The 14,634-nt window shown below is 66.7% G+C and carries 16 protein-coding genes and 2 tRNA genes; 9 read left to right on the top strand and 9 right to left on the bottom strand.

What is annotated here, in order from left to right; translation table 11 throughout:
* Window positions 1–217: 217 nt before the first annotated feature.
* The 5 genes from ACI2K4_RS24425 to ACI2K4_RS24405 form a co-directional block, all read right to left on the bottom strand.
* Complete coding sequence (locus ACI2K4_RS24425) at window positions 218–2,179, bottom strand: hypothetical protein (protein ID WP_404514450.1); 1,962 nt, start codon at window positions 2,177–2,179, stop codon at window positions 218–220.
* A 130-nt stretch (window positions 2,180–2,309) separates the two neighbouring features.
* On the bottom strand, window positions 2,310–2,828 hold the full coding sequence (locus ACI2K4_RS24420; protein WP_404514766.1) for a YfbM family protein: 519 nt from the start codon (window positions 2,826–2,828) through the stop codon (window positions 2,310–2,312).
* A gap of 116 nt (window positions 2,829–2,944) precedes the next feature.
* Window positions 2,945–3,436: a hypothetical protein gene (locus ACI2K4_RS24415; RefSeq protein WP_404514448.1), complete on the bottom strand. Its 492-nt coding sequence runs from the start codon at window positions 3,434–3,436 to the stop codon at window positions 2,945–2,947.
* Window positions 3,437–3,548: 112 nt separating this feature from the next.
* Window positions 3,549–4,037 (bottom strand): hypothetical protein, encoded by a 489-nt coding sequence (locus ACI2K4_RS24410; protein ID WP_404514446.1) that lies wholly within the window; start codon window positions 4,035–4,037, stop codon window positions 3,549–3,551.
* Between the two features lie 100 nt (window positions 4,038–4,137).
* Complete coding sequence (locus tag ACI2K4_RS24405) at window positions 4,138–4,800, bottom strand: YdcF family protein (RefSeq protein WP_404514444.1); 663 nt, start codon at window positions 4,798–4,800, stop codon at window positions 4,138–4,140.
* A 223-nt stretch (window positions 4,801–5,023) separates the two neighbouring features.
* Between ACI2K4_RS24405 and ACI2K4_RS24400 the strand changes: the two genes are divergently transcribed.
* Window positions 5,024–5,572, top strand: coding sequence for an HD domain-containing protein (locus ACI2K4_RS24400; RefSeq protein ID WP_404514442.1), 549 nt, complete (start codon window positions 5,024–5,026; stop codon window positions 5,570–5,572).
* On the opposite strand, the gene ACI2K4_RS24395 is transcribed toward ACI2K4_RS24400, so the two are convergent.
* Entirely contained in the window at window positions 5,573–6,043 is a 471-nt protein-coding gene (locus tag ACI2K4_RS24395) for an NUDIX hydrolase (protein WP_404514440.1), read from the bottom strand. It abuts the gene before it with no gap.
* A 2-nt stretch (window positions 6,044–6,045) separates the two neighbouring features.
* Window positions 6,046–6,804 (bottom strand): helix-turn-helix domain-containing protein, encoded by a 759-nt coding sequence (locus ACI2K4_RS24390; RefSeq protein WP_404514438.1) that lies wholly within the window; start codon window positions 6,802–6,804, stop codon window positions 6,046–6,048.
* Window positions 6,805–7,198: 394 nt separating this feature from the next.
* Here ACI2K4_RS24390 and ACI2K4_RS24385 point away from each other — a divergent pair, with 394 nt between their 5' ends.
* The gene (locus tag ACI2K4_RS24385) at window positions 7,199–7,453 is read left to right on the top strand and encodes a hypothetical protein (protein ID WP_404514436.1); all 255 of its coding nucleotides are present in this window, start codon (window positions 7,199–7,201) and stop codon (window positions 7,451–7,453) included.
* Between the two features lie 298 nt (window positions 7,454–7,751).
* The gene (locus ACI2K4_RS24380) at window positions 7,752–8,018 is read left to right on the top strand and encodes a hypothetical protein (RefSeq protein WP_404514434.1); all 267 of its coding nucleotides are present in this window, start codon (window positions 7,752–7,754) and stop codon (window positions 8,016–8,018) included.
* Between the two features lie 31 nt (window positions 8,019–8,049).
* On the opposite strand, the gene ACI2K4_RS24375 is transcribed toward ACI2K4_RS24380, so the two are convergent.
* Window positions 8,050–8,123 (bottom strand) — tRNA-Gly (locus ACI2K4_RS24375).
* Window positions 8,124–8,346: 223 nt separating this feature from the next.
* Here ACI2K4_RS24375 and ACI2K4_RS24370 point away from each other — a divergent pair.
* The 6 genes from ACI2K4_RS24370 to ACI2K4_RS24345 all read left to right on the top strand — a co-directional run bounded on the left by ACI2K4_RS24370 (window position 8,347) and on the right by ACI2K4_RS24345 (window position 13,743).
* Window positions 8,347–8,420: transfer RNA gene (locus ACI2K4_RS24370), tRNA-Pro, on the top strand.
* Between the two features lie 114 nt (window positions 8,421–8,534).
* Entirely contained in the window at window positions 8,535–9,887 is a 1,353-nt protein-coding gene (gene tig / locus ACI2K4_RS24365; protein WP_404514432.1) for a trigger factor, read from the top strand.
* 195 nt (window positions 9,888–10,082) lie between these two features.
* Window positions 10,083–10,724, top strand: a complete 642-nt coding sequence (locus ACI2K4_RS24360; protein ID WP_404514430.1) for an ATP-dependent Clp protease proteolytic subunit — start codon at window positions 10,083–10,085, stop codon at window positions 10,722–10,724.
* Window positions 10,725–10,735: 11 nt separating this feature from the next.
* Entirely contained in the window at window positions 10,736–11,398 is a 663-nt protein-coding gene (locus tag ACI2K4_RS24355) for an ATP-dependent Clp protease proteolytic subunit (protein ID WP_121156500.1), read from the top strand.
* A gap of 209 nt (window positions 11,399–11,607) precedes the next feature.
* The gene (gene clpX / locus ACI2K4_RS24350; protein ID WP_404514428.1) at window positions 11,608–12,900 is read left to right on the top strand and encodes an ATP-dependent Clp protease ATP-binding subunit ClpX; all 1,293 of its coding nucleotides are present in this window, start codon (window positions 11,608–11,610) and stop codon (window positions 12,898–12,900) included.
* A gap of 45 nt (window positions 12,901–12,945) precedes the next feature.
* The gene (locus tag ACI2K4_RS24345) at window positions 12,946–13,743 is read left to right on the top strand and encodes a carbon-nitrogen hydrolase family protein (protein ID WP_404514426.1); all 798 of its coding nucleotides are present in this window, start codon (window positions 12,946–12,948) and stop codon (window positions 13,741–13,743) included.
* A 41-nt stretch (window positions 13,744–13,784) separates the two neighbouring features.
* Here ACI2K4_RS24345 and ACI2K4_RS24340 read toward each other — a convergent pair whose 3' ends face one another.
* On the bottom strand, window positions 13,785–14,009 hold the full coding sequence (locus ACI2K4_RS24340) for a hypothetical protein (protein ID WP_404514424.1): 225 nt from the start codon (window positions 14,007–14,009) through the stop codon (window positions 13,785–13,787).
* Window positions 14,010–14,634: the final 625 nt, after the last annotated feature.

Here is a 14,634-nt window from a genome sequence, read left to right as displayed (position 1 = left end):
ACACCGCCGGAAGATCGAGCGGCGGGTGGAGACGAGGGTGGAGGAGTCGGGACCGAGGCGCGCGGCGCGGTATCACCATCTCCATCGCTGCCGACGACTGGTCGCCGGACCGTCCCGACGGCGCAGGGCCACCCCGAACCCGGGATGGCCCTGCGTCGTGCTGGTCGCAGTCGTGCTGGTCGCAGTCGTGCTGGTCGCAGTCGTGCCGGTCGGACGATCAGTGGGTGCGGTACGCCGTGGTCGGAGCCGCCGAGCTGACCTTGGCGGCACCGTCCACGACCAGGAAGCTGTAGTTCGTGGTCGCGGAACGGGCGCCGCCGGCCGCGATGCTCCGAACGCTCAGGGTGTACCGGCCGGTCTGCGTCGGCGTCCAGTCCAGCGTCGCCGTGCCGTCCGGCCGTGCGGCAAGATTCGTGTACGGCCCGAAGTTGAACGTGTACTCGTACGCGACCGTGTTGGGCAGGCGTGGGGCGAAATCGAAGCTGCCCGGGGCGAGCTGGCCACCGTCGCGCGTCGGGAAGTCGGTCGACGTGACCTTGGGCGAGTCCAACACCGTCCAGTACGTGCCGCCCTCCTCCGTCCGTACGCCAGCGGCGTTGCGGGCGACGACGGTGACGTAGTTGTAGCCGGCCCTCGTCGGCGTGTAGCTGAACGTGACACTGCCGTCGGCGGCCGGGGTCAGAACCTGCTCCGTCGCCTCGTCGCGGTTCAACAGCACGACGTAGTCGACCACGTTCGCCATCCGGGTACGGGCGGTGAAGCTGGCGGTCGTACCCAGGTCGTCCCCGCCGGTACGGTTCACCGTCGGCGACGCGCCGTCGACCGAGACGGAGGTCCAGCGCGGCTCGGAAAGGCTGCCGTCCGCGCTCCGGCTCTGGATGCGCAGCCCGTTGACGCTGGTCTCGGTCGCCGTCCAGGTGAGATCGGCGGTGCCGTCCGGGCGAGCCGGAACGGTGACCTTCTCGATCGGCCGTTCCTCCAGGCCCGAGTAGCTGACCCAGTAGAGGTACGCCTCGACGTTCGGCGTCCGAGGTGCCAGGTGGTAGGAGAGCGACGACCCGATCGTCACACTCCGGTCCGTGTCACCGGTGACCCTCGGAGCGTTGTCGACCAGGAACTCGTAGGCGCGGGAGGCGTGGTTCGCGCCGTCGCCGGTGACGCTCCGAACGTAGAGGGTCTGCCGGCCGGCGCGGACCGGAGCGATCATCACGGTCGCCGTCCCGTCGGCCGCCGCCGGCACGGAGCCCGACGGCCCGTCCTCGTCGATCCGCCAGGCGAACGACGTGGTGCCGGGGACCGAGGCCCGCAGCTCGAACGCGCCAGGCACACCGACGTTGTAGTTCAGGTTCGTGCTCCAGTCCGGGTACGCGGCCGAGAAGATCGACGGCCGCGTCTCCTTGACGTAGAACTCGTAGTGGGCCGGCTCGGAGAAGTTGCCGGCCCGGTCCAGGGCCCAGACCCTGAGTGCGTGGTTGCCAGCCGCCTGCGGGGTGAACTCGACGGTCGCCGGGCCACCGAGACCCTCGGCCTCCACCGTTGTCTCGACCGGGTCACCAGTCGGCTCGCTCACGTGGAACCGGTAGCGGTAGCTGACAGTATCGGGACTGGTCGGGGAGAGCGTGAACGAACCGAGCTTACCGATCCCACCGCTGGGGTTGTCCCAGCTACCGGTCGGATATTCGGCGGAGGCGACGGTCGGGGCCGGGCCACCACTGCGGTCCACCGTGTAATAGCAGGTAGCGCTCCACGGCGACGCGTCCGTGCCGTCGAGGACCCGCACCCGCCACGCGTACGTGACCCCGTCGAGCTGCCTCGCCCGGTCCTCGAGCTGGATGTAGACCTCGTTGCTCTGCTCCGCGATGCCGGTCAGCCACTGCTGTGGCTGCTCCGGGTTGGCGACGTCCCACACCTGAAAGTCGGCCTGCGGGTCGGCGCCCAGGCCGTCACCGTCGAAAGTGCCGCGTAGCACGACGGCCCGGGCGTCGTTGAGCATCTCCGGGCTCAGGTATGGCCCCGGCGCGGCGGTGGCACACGGCTGGTTCGAGGTCTTGAGATCCGTCGGCGCCGTTGTCGCCGCGGCGGCCGGTGTGGCCGTGAGTCCGATGGTCGCGCCGCAGCCGAGCATCGACGCCGTGACCAGCGCCGTGACCCGTCGACGAGCGCGCGAAGGTACACGCATGTCGCCCTCCCGCAATGAGATGGGTGTCGTTGTAAACCCGCGAAAGGATCGCACATCCGTACGACCCACGGGGAACCGTTTCCGGGACGGTTCCATCGACGCGTCACGCCCATCGGAGAGGGGTCGACGGCTAGTCGATCCAGCAGATGATGCCGTCGCCGCTCCTCGCCGCCGCAGCGAAGAACCTCCGCACGTACGACAGGTGGTGGACGGCCCAGTCGAGTTCCCCGGGCCTGTCCCAGACGTTCGGGTAGATCTCGGCGCGGGTCAGCTCCGCCGGATCGACGCCACGCGTCAGAGCCTCCTCGGTGAGGGTGGCGAGTTCGGTCGCGGCCGTCGCCACCTGCTCCGGGGTGAGGTAAGTCGGCGGCCCGTAGCCCCAGTCGGTGTCGTCGTCCTCGTCGTCCTCGTCATCCTCGGCGAGCTCGTCGTCCGGCGTGTCCACGAACGACTCGGCGCCGAGGACGATCGGGACACTGAACCCGTGTCGTTCCAGCAGGAAGTCAAAGGCGTGCCATGTTTTGTCCAGGTGGTACAGCCGGCTGCTCTCGGAGTCCTGCGCCGCCTGCACGAGCTGGTACGCCCAACCGAGGTCTTCCCGTGCCTTCGCCAGCTCGGCCGGCGTCACCCGTAACCAGTTCCCAATCATGCTCACGGCGCCTGAGCCTAGACAGAGGGTCCGACAGCTCCCGGCCGACCAGGACCGCGATCGCGATACCTAGGCCGGGAGCTGTGAAGCGGGCGACGAGAACCGAGCGCGCGCAGTCAGTTTCGATGGTCGTGGTTCACCGACCTGATCCGTCCGAAGGTTCTGGTCATCGACTGTCCGATAGTGCCCGTACCTGCCCTTGCGACCGTCTCCGGCTCATGGCTTGTGGGTGGCTCGGTCTGCTCCTCCGGGGCGGGCCGGAGGCGGTTCCACTGCGGGTCGAAGCAGATGAGACCACGCTCAGCCGCCAATTGCGCCGCAGCCGCCGACACGTCCTCGCACATGCTGTACCGCATGGCGAAGTAGATGATTGGACCCGAGGCGTTGTCGATCAGCGGGCCATCGGACCAGGGGCTCACGTCATCGTCGTCCTCGGTCATATCTATCCAACGGTCGAGCAGAGCTTCGACGTAGGCACGGATACGCGGAGTCGGAGGGAAGTCCTCATCCGCTCCGATGTACTTGTGGTAGATCCGCTCGAAGGCAGCAGCGCCCGCAGCGTCGTCGGCCGGCTGCTCGCCATCCCAAACCGCAAGGTCGTAGGTCATCCCGGCAGTGTGGCGGTCCCCGCCGACATTTCAGGCAGCGGGGCGACAGGCAACCCGGGCGGTCAGTGGCAAGCCAATCCAGGCGCGCCGGAGGTCACGGTTCGGGGGACCGTCAGGGGTGATGTGGCGAGTACAGACACGCGAAATCGAAGTACGGCGTAGGCGCGCGTTTCGGCCTCCGGCGAGCGGAATTGTTGCTTCCGTCCGACGAGTCACAATGCAGCAACACTCGGCGATGATCGATCCAGGCATTTGTAGGTGCGGGCCGCTCGACCAGATGACTGTCGGCCAGCGCGGTCACGACGTCATCCGTCGGCCACCCGAAAAGATCCACGTTATCTAAGGCAACGGGCATCGTGCCTACCGCCGAGTCGGTGCGGCGGAAGGAGACCGCATCCAGTCCCCTCGCCGTGGCTGCTGACATCGTGACAATGATGCCACCAGTCTCGAACGCGATAGCCCAGACCGTCCCGCAGACGAATACGTCGTGTATGTCGGCCGCATGGCACACATCAAGAACCTCGACACGCTGCAGGCCGAACGCCAGCGGAAGCGCCGACGGCAGCAGCACGCCCTGGTCGAGCAGCAGGTCGAAGGTCATCAACCAACCATGCCACCTGGCGCGAGTGTTCAGGTAGCCCGAACTTGGACACTCACACCGCATCGACGGCCTATCTGTTTCAAAGGATGGAGCCCAGCGGCTACACGAGTCTGCTGTCGTAGCCGGCGTTGACCAGTCGGGCGTACGCGAGTTCGACCTCGGTGGGTACGTCTTGTGGGATGGCGAAGCCGAGTTCGGCGTACTTGGTGATGCGTTGGGTGTCGCCGACGAGCATGTTAATGACCTTGTCGACGTCGCCGATGCTGGTCACGTAGTCGTCCAACGGCAGCGGGTGCGACGCGCAGATGACGTCGACCTCGGGCCAGAGTTTCTTGCAGGTGGCGTAGGCGCGTCGCTGCTGGTAGGGCCGGGACATGAGGGTGACTGACCGGACCTCGATCCGGCGCTCGGCCAGGAGTGCGCGGGTCAGCTCGACGTTCTGTCCGGTGTTCCGAGCCTGTGTCTCGATGACGATGGCGGTGGGCGGTATGCCGTGCTCGATGGCGTACTCGCGGTAGTGAACTGCCTCGCCACGTGGGAATCGCTCGATAGTGGTGGGGGCGTTGGCGCCGGTGAAGACGAGGAGCGGGTACATGCCTAGGTGGAAGAGGTTCGTGGCGACCATCGCGACGCCCAGGTCGTGACTGCCGAGCCCGATGCCGACGTCGGTGGGGCGGCGGTCGTGGTGCATGTCGTGGTAGGTCCACAGGCGTTCGACATCGACACGCACGTTCGGCGGGATGCTGGGCGTCGTCGCTGTCATGCTTCCTCTCTCAGTCCGGGGCCTGTGAGCTGTAGCAGGCGAAGCAGAGGTAGTACGTGGTCGATCGTGCCGCAGGTTAGCCCAACGGTGCTGTTGGTAGCTGGTACGAGTCGTCGCAGCGTGCATCCCGAGCAGGGCAGCAGGTGCGGACCGGCTGTCGGCGTCATCTCGCTGCCAGGTATCAACGGCTGGCACGGCGGCGCACAATTCGTAGGCTGTCTGGGTGGAGCTGACGACTGATGCGCGTGACCTGGCCGCGTCCCTGCTGAGTGAGTCGTTGCCACGGCGGTGGAGGCATGTGCAGGCGGTGGGCGCGAAAGCAGAGCGCGTCTCGGCGGCGCTGGATCGCGCGGACCGGGAGACGTTGGTCGCGGCGGCCTGGTTGCACGACATCGGGTACGCCCCGCCATTGGCGCAGTCCGGCTTTCATCCGCTGGACGGTGCGCGCTGGCTGCGATCTCGTGGTTTCGATGAGCGCGTCACGTGCCTGGTGGCGCACCATACCTGCGCGATCCTTGAGGCCGAGGAGCGAGGCCTGGCCGACGAGTTGGGCGCAGAGTTCAGTCAGGAGGACTCACCGACACGGGACGCGCTCTGGTACTGCGACGCGACGACCGGCCCGGACGGGCAGGACTTCGACGTGCTGGACCGGCTGGACGAGATTCGGACCCGATACGGCCCTGACGATCTGGTCACCCGATTCATCAACAGGGCCGAGCCGCAGATCGTGGCTGCTGTACGACGGACTGAGGCGCGTCTCGCTGAGCTGTGATCAGCCGATATAGGGCTGTGGCAGGTTGGCGTAGCCGTGGTCGATGCGTAGACGCATCGAGGGGTGGATGTTCAACTCGTCCAGGGCATGTTGTTCGATCCACTCGACACGTGATGACTCGTCGCTCTCCGTCGGCTGTCCAGCCAGGTAGCGGGCGCGGAAGCAGATCGAGAACTGTTGCCGGACCTCGCCGTCACTGTAGGCAATGACATGGTTCGGGTCGGTGTAGATGCCCACCATGCCGGTGACCTCGACGTCTATCCCGGTTTCTTCCCTGGTTTCGCGCACCACCGTCTGCGCGATCGATTCGCCAACGTCCTGCGCGCCCCCGGGCAGTGCCCAGAGTCCGTTGTCGGTGCGCTGGATGAGTAGAACCCTGTCTTGGCCGTCGAGCACGAAGGTCGTGACAGCTACGACGATGCTGTTGGGCTTCGGCGCGTGGGGATCGTGAAAGTGTTCGGTCCGTGCCATGTCTAGGGCGCCTCTCGGTCCTGTCGTTTGGGCCTCGATGCGGACCAGATGCGGTCGAAGCTGTCGGCGTACAGGTTGAACAGGTCTCCACCTGCGATCCTACGGAGGTGCAGCGTCGGTGCGTGCGCCGCCGGGAACCCGAATACGTGCGGGTTGACCAGCATCTCTTCATCGAACTGGTAGATCGAGTTGTAGAGCGTCGTCCCGTGCAGCCCGAGGCTGACTCCGTCGACCCCGTCAAGTTTCTCGTACCACGTGAGGACGTTACGGATCTTGGCCGAGATCGCGTTTCCGATGCCTTCCTCGGCGCCGCGCTGCGCGACTCCTGACGAATCCGGGTCGCCCAGGAGGATGCGTACCCTCGCTCCGGCTTCCGCTCGTTCCCGCAGGATGGTGATCAGGTTCGGGTGCTGCTCAGGCAGGAACAGTCCGGCGTACACCAGGATCGAGATCTGCTGGGTGGCTGTGGTCAGTAGGCGTTGCCAGAGTTCGATCGGGATCGAGGCGCGGCGCGAGTAGATCTGGACGAGTTCCGATTCGGTGACCGCGGCTGCACGCGCGGACGGAAGCGCGTCCGGCCACAGGTACGACTGGGTCTCACCTAGCCGCGTCGCGAGGGCGTGCCGGTGGCGGGGATACGGGACCCGGTCCTGCGTGATCCACCGCTCGACTGTCTTGGGGTCGACGCCGACATCTGCGGCGAGGTCGGTCGGGGTGAGGCGATTTCGGTGCATGGCATCGCGTAGACGCTCGTTGGGCACGCCAACCTCCCGGGGACAACTAGGGACGACTCACTCTATCTACAGACGTCCGTAGTCGTCCAGTGGAGTGGTGCCAGCGTGGCCAGGCATTGAGGACAGTGGTGGCCATGTCAGAGCGCTCGATAGCCACGGTGAACTGCACCTTTTCATTCACGAGCCGGAGGTACGCCACCCGCAGTGCGAGCCTCCGCGCCGTTGCGCGGGCAAGTGAACGCGTACGGATGCTGCTCCGGTGGTCGTGTGGGGAGCACGGCGGATCGGGTCGGTCGACGGCTTCCTGAGCTGGGCATCGGGGTGGGCGGTGCTCCCCGGCCGCTGGACCGGCAACCGGCGCCGTTCGAAGGTCCACCCACCTCGATGCCCCTTCAACCAACGTTCGGGGGTTCGTGTGTGGGTGCCTGAGGCAGGTGACGTGTTGCGGATCGACGCACGGGCGTCGGTGCAGTTCGGCGGCGCTCCGCCGCTGATTCTGCGGGTGATCTCGGTGAGCGAGAAGCCGACCTATGACGGCTGGGCCTGGATCACCGGCTACGTCCTGAACGCCAGGGGTGAGGCGGTGGAGAAACGCGAGCTGTTCGTCCAGCCGGAGGGACTCCAACTGATCCCCGCCAAAACCGCCACCCGCTCGCCGAGGAGACGTCTTGTCTGACACCCGCCTACAGCTTGGCGAGCCGCTGAGGATCACCGTGACAGCCGGGCGGATACTTCGGCGCGTTCGTCCGATTGGGTGACGATCCGGTGATGGGGGTGGATGAGCCCGACTCTCCGTCGGTCCTGGTGGTCGCGGCGGGGTACACCGTCGACCTGCACCGGACGAAGACATGCTCGAAATGCTCTGCGGATGGCTGTCCCCAGCTCCTGTGGGCAGGGGGAGAGATCAAGAAGTACCGACAGGCGCGTGCGGCCGAGTTGCTCCGACGAGGCGAGTCTTCCGGGCGAGCGGAGCTGTGACCGAGCCGGCGGCCTGGAAGCGGGTCGGCTGCGGGCGACCCGCGCTGCTGCGGGTCGAGTTGTACGGGCCGACCTCGCTGGAGCACGCGCGTTATCTCTGTGTGAGCCACGTCAGTGAACTGGTGGCGCGGGCGACTCTGGTCGGTCTGGTGCCGTACCGGTTGCCGGGGCGGAGCATGGAGAGCAAGAGGTGCGGGGAGGGGTACGACTTCCCGCCGATCGTGTCTTGGGGAGGCGCTGGGAACAGTGCGGCCCAGGTGTAGCGATCATGTCGCTGACCTGGGCCGGGAGCTGTGGAGCGGGCGACGAGAATCGAACTCGCGTAATCAGTTTGGAAGACTGAGGCTCTACCATTGAGCTACGCCCGCGCACGTCCGGTCACCCGAACGCGCCCATAGCTTACTGGGTCGGCTGCGGAAGCGCGCGGGGGTATCCGCCCGGCTGTGACGAGCGCCCGCTTCGCCCGTACGCCGATCTTGAAAGAGCCCAGGTCACGGCGGTCTGTGAGCGTCGTCGGGAGGGCGGCCGGGCGCGACGCGCGGATACCAGGCGGCGCGACCGGGCGGGGGAGGCATACACTGCTGGTCGCCACGGGGTGTGGCGCAGCTTGGTAGCGCACTCGCTTTGGGAGCGAGGGGCCGTGGGTTCAAATCCCGCCACCCCGACTGTGATCCACCACCGCGGTGTCGGGCGCCGCAGGGCCCTTGAGACGGCTCGCCTACACTCGATGGGCTGAATCACGCCCATGACAAGTCTGAGATCCGTCAAGGAGTACGCCTGTGAAGAGCACCGTCGAGACTTTGAGCCCGACGCGCGTGCGGCTCGCCATCGAGGTGCCGTTCGTCGAGCTCGAGCCGAGCCTCAAGAAGGCGTACCGGGAGATCGCCCAGCAGGTCACGGTGCCCGGTTTCCGCAAGGGCAAGGTGCCGTCGAACGTGATCGACCAGCGGGTCGGCCGGGGCACCGTGCTGAACGAGGCGGTACAGGAGGCCATCCCGGAGAACATCCTGGCCGCCGTCCGCGAGCACGACGTCAAGACCCTGGGTCGCCCTGAGGTCGAGATCACCGAGTTCAACGACGGTGACGCGCTGAAGTTCACCGCCGAGGTCGACGTCCGCCCCGAGATCACGCTGCCCGACTTCACCACGGTCGAGGTGACCGTCGACGAGCTGAAGATCGACGACAGCGAGGTCGACGAGCAGGTCAAGGGCCTGCGGGAGCGCTTCGCCACGCTGAAGACGGTCGAGCGGGCCGCTCAGGAGGGCGACTACACCCAGATCGATTTGGCCGCGACGGTGAACGGCGAGGAGGTCCCGGGCGGCTCGGCGACCAACATCTCGCACGAGGTCGGCAGCAAGCAGCTCCTCCCCGGGCTGGACGAGGTCCTGGTCGGCCTCTCCGCCGGCGACTCGACCACCTTCGTGACCCAGCTCGTGGGCGGCGACTTCGCCGGCCAGGACGCGGACGTCGCGGTGACCGTGCGTACGGTCAAGGAGAAGGAACTGCCCCCGCTGGACGACGACTTCGCCCAGCTCGCCAGCGAGTTCGACACGCTGGAGCAGCTCCGTGACGACCTGCGGGAGCGGATCACCCGCAACAAGCAGGTCGAGCAGATCTACGCGGCCCGGGACAAGGCTCTCAAGCAGCTCGTGGACGCCTCCGAGGTGCCGGCGCCGGAGGGTGTCGTCCGCGACGAGGTGGAGAACCGCAAGCAGGCCATGGTCGACCAGCTCGAGCGGATCGGCGCCTCCCTGGAGGAGTACCTCGCCGCCGAGGAGAAGACCGAGGAGCAGATCGACGCCGAGCTGACCGAGGCGGCCACCGAGGGCGTACGGGTCCAGCTCCTGCTGGACACCCTGGCCGACGCCGAGGACGTCCAGGTCTCCGACGACGAATTCGGACACGAGATCGTGCACCGGGCACAGCGCGCCGGTATGGCTCCGCAGCAGTACTACGACCAGCTCGCCCGCTCCGGCACGGCTGGCGCGGTCTTCGGTGACGTACGTCGCGGCAAGGCGCTGGCCTCGGTGATGGACCGCATCAAGATCACCGACTCGGCCGGCAACGCGGTCAGCCTGGACGCGCTGCGCGCCGCGGCTGACGAGGAACACAACCACGCGCACCAGCACTGATCGACGGGCCTTTTCCGGCCGCCACGCGGGTCTTCCGCGCGGCGGCCGGAACCCTTCCCGGGGCGCTCCGCAGGAGCTGCGCCGGAGGCGATCGGGTAGCTGCGCTTAAAGCGAACAGTGCCCGGAGGAGGAAGCTCCGGCCCCCCGCAGCGGTTAGTGTCGGGCGTAAGACGGTACGGAGAGCGAAGGGCTGCCATGACCGAAATGAACATCCCAGCGATGCCCCTGCGGGCTGTTGAAGCCCGCGGTGGGGACTCAATTGGCAACCTCGACGACTCGGTCTACAACCGGCTGCTCAAGGAACGCATCATCTTCCTGGGCAGCGAGGTGACGGACCAGGTCGCCAACCGCATCTGCGCACAGCTGCTGCTGCTCGCCGCGGAGGACCCCGACCGCGACATCAACCTCTGGATCAACTCGCCGGGTGGCTCGGTCTACTCCGGCATGGCGATCTACGACACGATGCAGTTCATCGACAACGACGTGTCCACCGTCGCGATGGGCATGGCCGCGAGCATGGGCCAGCTACTCCTCTGCGCCGGCACCAAGGGCAAGCGGTACGCGCTCCCGCACGCGCGGATCATGATGCACCAGCCGTCCGGTGGAATGGGTGGCACGGCGTCGGACATCGCGATCCAGGCCGAGCAGATGCTGTACACGAAGCGGATGTTCCAGGATCGGGTCGCGTTCCACACCGGGCAGGACCAGGCGGCGATCGAGGCCGACTCCGACCGGGACCGTTGGTTCACCGCGGAGGAAGCCAAGGACTACGGCTTCATCGACAAGGTGATCACCGGAGCCACGCAGGTTCCGGAAGGCGCCGGGACCCTGAGCTGAGGAGCTGGACGATGACTGACCTGACGCTGCCGCCGCAGTTCGCACCCGTACACAACCGGTACGTTCTGCCGTCGTTCGTCGAGCGCACCTCGTACGGGGTGAAGGAGTCGAACCCGTACAACAAGCTGTTCGAGGACCGGATCATCTTCCTCGGTGTCCAGGTGGACGACGCGTCGGCGAACGACGTGATGGCCCAGCTGCTGACGCTGGAGGGCACCGACCCGGACCGCGACATCATCATGTACATCAACTCGCCCGGTGGCTCGTTCACGGCCATGACGGCGATCTACGACACCATGCAGTACGTCCGCCCGGACATCCAGACGGTCTGCCTCGGGCAGGCCGCCAGCGCCGCCGCGGTGCTCCTCGCCGCCGGCACGCCGGGCAAGCGGATGGCGCTGCCGCACTCGCGGATCATCATCCACCAGCCGGCCACCGAGGGCGGCTACGGGCAGGGCTCGGACATCGAGATCCAGGCTCGGGAGATCCTGCGAATGCGTACCCAACTGGAGGAGATGCTCTCGCGGCACTCGAACCAGCCGGTCGACAAGGTCCGCAAGGACATCGACCGTGACAAGATCATGACCGCGGAGGAGTCCCGCGAGTACGGCCTGGTCGACACCATCCTGACCAGCCGTAAGAAGGGCCTGCTCGCGGCGAACGCCGCTAGCTGACCAAGGTGTCCCAGAGGTCGGCCGGCCTGGATTCGTCGGCCGACCTCTGACACACCCGGTTTTGGGGGTCGGAGAAAGCTCCGGCAGCGAGTAACGTCGGGTCTGCACCGCTTCGCCGGTCAGTCCGGCGGGCGATCTAGACCGACGAGGCGTACCGTCCTCAGGCCAGGGCCGGGTTGATCCGGCCGATGAGCGCAGGGAGAACGTAGGTGGCACGGATCGGCGACGGCGGCGACCTACTGAAGTGCTCCTTCTGTGGCAAGTCACAGAAGCAGGTCAAGAAGCTCATCGCGGGCCCAGGGGTCTACATCTGCGACGAGTGCATCGACCTCTGTAACGAGATCATCGAAGAGGAGCTGGCCGAGTCCGGCGAGGTGAAGTGGGAAGAGCTTCCCAAGCCGATGGAGATCCGCCAGTTCCTCGACAACTACGTGGTCGGCCAGGAGCAGGCGAAAAAAGCCCTCTCGGTGGCGGTGTACAACCACTACAAGCGGATCCAGGCGGAGGCCGCCGGCGCACCGGGGTCGGGCAACGACGCGGTCGAGCTGGCCAAGTCCAACATCATGCTCATCGGCCCCACCGGTTGCGGCAAGACCCACCTGGCGCAGACCCTCGCCCGGATGCTCAACGTGCCGTTCGCGATCGCGGACGCGACCGCGCTGACCGAGGCGGGCTACGTCGGCGAGGACGTCGAAAACATCCTGCTGAAGCTGATCCAGGCCGCTGACTACGACATCAAGCGGGCCGAGACCGGCATCATCTACATCGACGAGGTCGACAAGATCGCCCGCAAGTCGGAGAACCCGTCGATCACTCGGGACGTCTCCGGCGAGGGTGTCCAGCAGGCCCTGCTCAAGATCCTGGAAGGGACGGTGGCGAACGTGCCGCCGCAGGGTGGCCGTAAGCACCCGCACCAGGAGTTCATCCAGATCGACACCACCAACGTGCTGTTCATCTGCGGTGGCGCCTTTGCCGGGCTGGACCAGATCATCGAGTCCCGGACCGGACAGGGCGGGACCGGCTTCGGTGCCCACCTCCGGGCCGTCTCCGAGCGGTCGACCGACGACATCTTCGGCAAGGTGATGCCGGAGGACATGCTCAAGTTCGGCCTGATCCCCGAGTTCATCGGTCGTCTGCCGGTGATCACGAACGTACGGAGCCTGGACCGCGAGGCGCTGGTGCGGATCCTGACCGAGCCGCGCAACGCGTTGGTGCGGCAGTTCCAACGGCTCTTCGAGCTCGACGGTGTCGAGCTGGAGTTCGAGCCGGAGGCCCTGGCCGCCATCGCCGACCAGGCGATGCTCCGGGGGACGGGAGCCCGTGGTCTGCGGGCCATCCTGGAGGAGGTCCTCCTCTCCGTGATGTACGAGGTGCCGAGCAACCCCGACGCCGCCCGGGTCCTGATCACCCGCGAGGTGGTCCTGGAGAACGTCAACCCGACCATCGTGCCGCGTGAGTTCACCGGCCGGCGTCGGCGTGACCGCGAGGAGAAATCGGCCTGAGTCCGGGTCTGGTCCAGGGCGGGCGGCGGCCCGTACGCTCAGCGCATGCGTGTCGCCGTCTGCCAGCTCAACGCCCGCGATGACCGGCAAGCCAATCTCGCGGCGGCCGGCGAGCTGCTGGACCGGGCCGCGGCGGCCGGCGCGGACCTGGCGATCCTCCCTGAGTACGTCGACTATCTCGGTCCGGCGTCGAGGCAGCCGAAGCCCGAGCCGGTTGACGGCGAGTTCGCCGAGTTCTTCGCCTCGGCCGCGCGGCGGCTCGGCATCTGGGTGCACGCTGGTTCGTTCCACGAGGTCGGTCCCGACCCGGAGCACACGTACAACACGTCGTTGGTCTTCGACCGCGACGGCGAGCTGAGCGCGACGTACCGCAAAATCCACCTGTACGACGTGGAGATCCCCGGGCGGGTCTCCTACCTGGAGTCCAGGGGCGTGGCCCCGGGGCCGGAGCCGGTCACGGTCACCGTCGACGGCGTACGCGTCGGTCTCTCGATCTGTTACGACCTGCGCTTCCCGGAGCTGTACCGACAGCTTGCCGTGGCCGGGGGTGCCCAGTTGCTGGTGGTGCCCGCCGCGTTCATGTTGCACACGGGACGGGACCACTGGGAGGTCCTGCTGCGGGCGAGGGCGATCGAGAACCAGTGTTTTGTGGCCGCCGCCGCCCAGATCGGTGATCACGAGCCGGGGCGGACCTGTTTCGGTCGCAGCATGGTGATCGACCCGTGGGGGACGATCCTCGGCCAGGCGCCGGACACGGTCGGTGTGGTCTGTGTCGACCTGGACCTGGAGCGGCTGGCCACCATCCGCGCCGAGCTGCCGAGTCTGGCCAACCGCCGTCTCTGACCCGGGCGTGGGGTTCCCGACCAGCGGCCGTCCGGCCCCGGTCAGCGTCCTTCGAGGAAGACGCCGATGAGCGCGAGCCCGATGATGGCCGCCGCCGTCACCAGGAGACCCGTGGTCATCCTGCTGGGGCCGCGTCGGGCCAGCCGGCGTACGGACACGACCAGCGCCACCAGCACGAGACTTCCGATGACGAGCTGCCAGAAGGGGAGCAGCAGACCGACGACGGCGTCTGCGGCGAGAGGGGCATGCTCCGGTACGGCGACCATGGATGCCACTCTGGCACGACTGGCGTCGCAATACGGTGACGGACGTTGATTTGCTTCTCGGAGAGTCCTTCGCGTAACTTTCTCTCTGCAAGCGGAACACCGGACAAAACGGCCGGAACCGCAAGCGCCCAGGCTCGTGGCGGGTGACCGCCGAGCGAGGCTGGTCCGGGTGGTGCGAATCGCCGGTTGAACCGGGTTGAGATCGCGAAGCCAACCGGGTAGAGTACTCGGGGCCGGCAGGAGCCGGGCGGATGTGTCGCTGAGCGACTATCGGCCGGTCTGTGGGCCTCCCTCGGACAGTAGTGACCACCGGTGACGGTGGGCGCGAGCGCGGGGAAACTCGGATGAAGCGAAGAAAGTCCAAGATATGGGCTTGACAACGCCAAACCGGGCGGGTAAGTTAGGTGAGTTGCCCCGAGGGCGGTTCTCGAATGTGAGAGCAGTTCTTCGGTGTGTGGTTGTTCTTTGAGAACTCAACAGGGTGCTTGATAAGCCAGTGCCAATTATGATTTTTACCCCGGGCCGGCTGGTCGCTTTATTGTGATCTGTTTGGTCTGGATTCCTTTGGCAACTTTTTGTTGTCGGGATTGGTTTTCCAAGTTTTTGTTGGAGAGTTTGATCCTGG

Source organism: Micromonospora sp. NPDC050397, assembly GCF_044901685.1.
In the GTDB taxonomy this organism is placed as follows: Bacteria; Actinomycetota; Actinomycetes; order Mycobacteriales; family Micromonosporaceae; genus Micromonospora_G.
The sequence above is the reverse complement of the archived record's forward strand: the minus strand, read 5'-3'. Positions and strand labels throughout refer to the sequence as shown.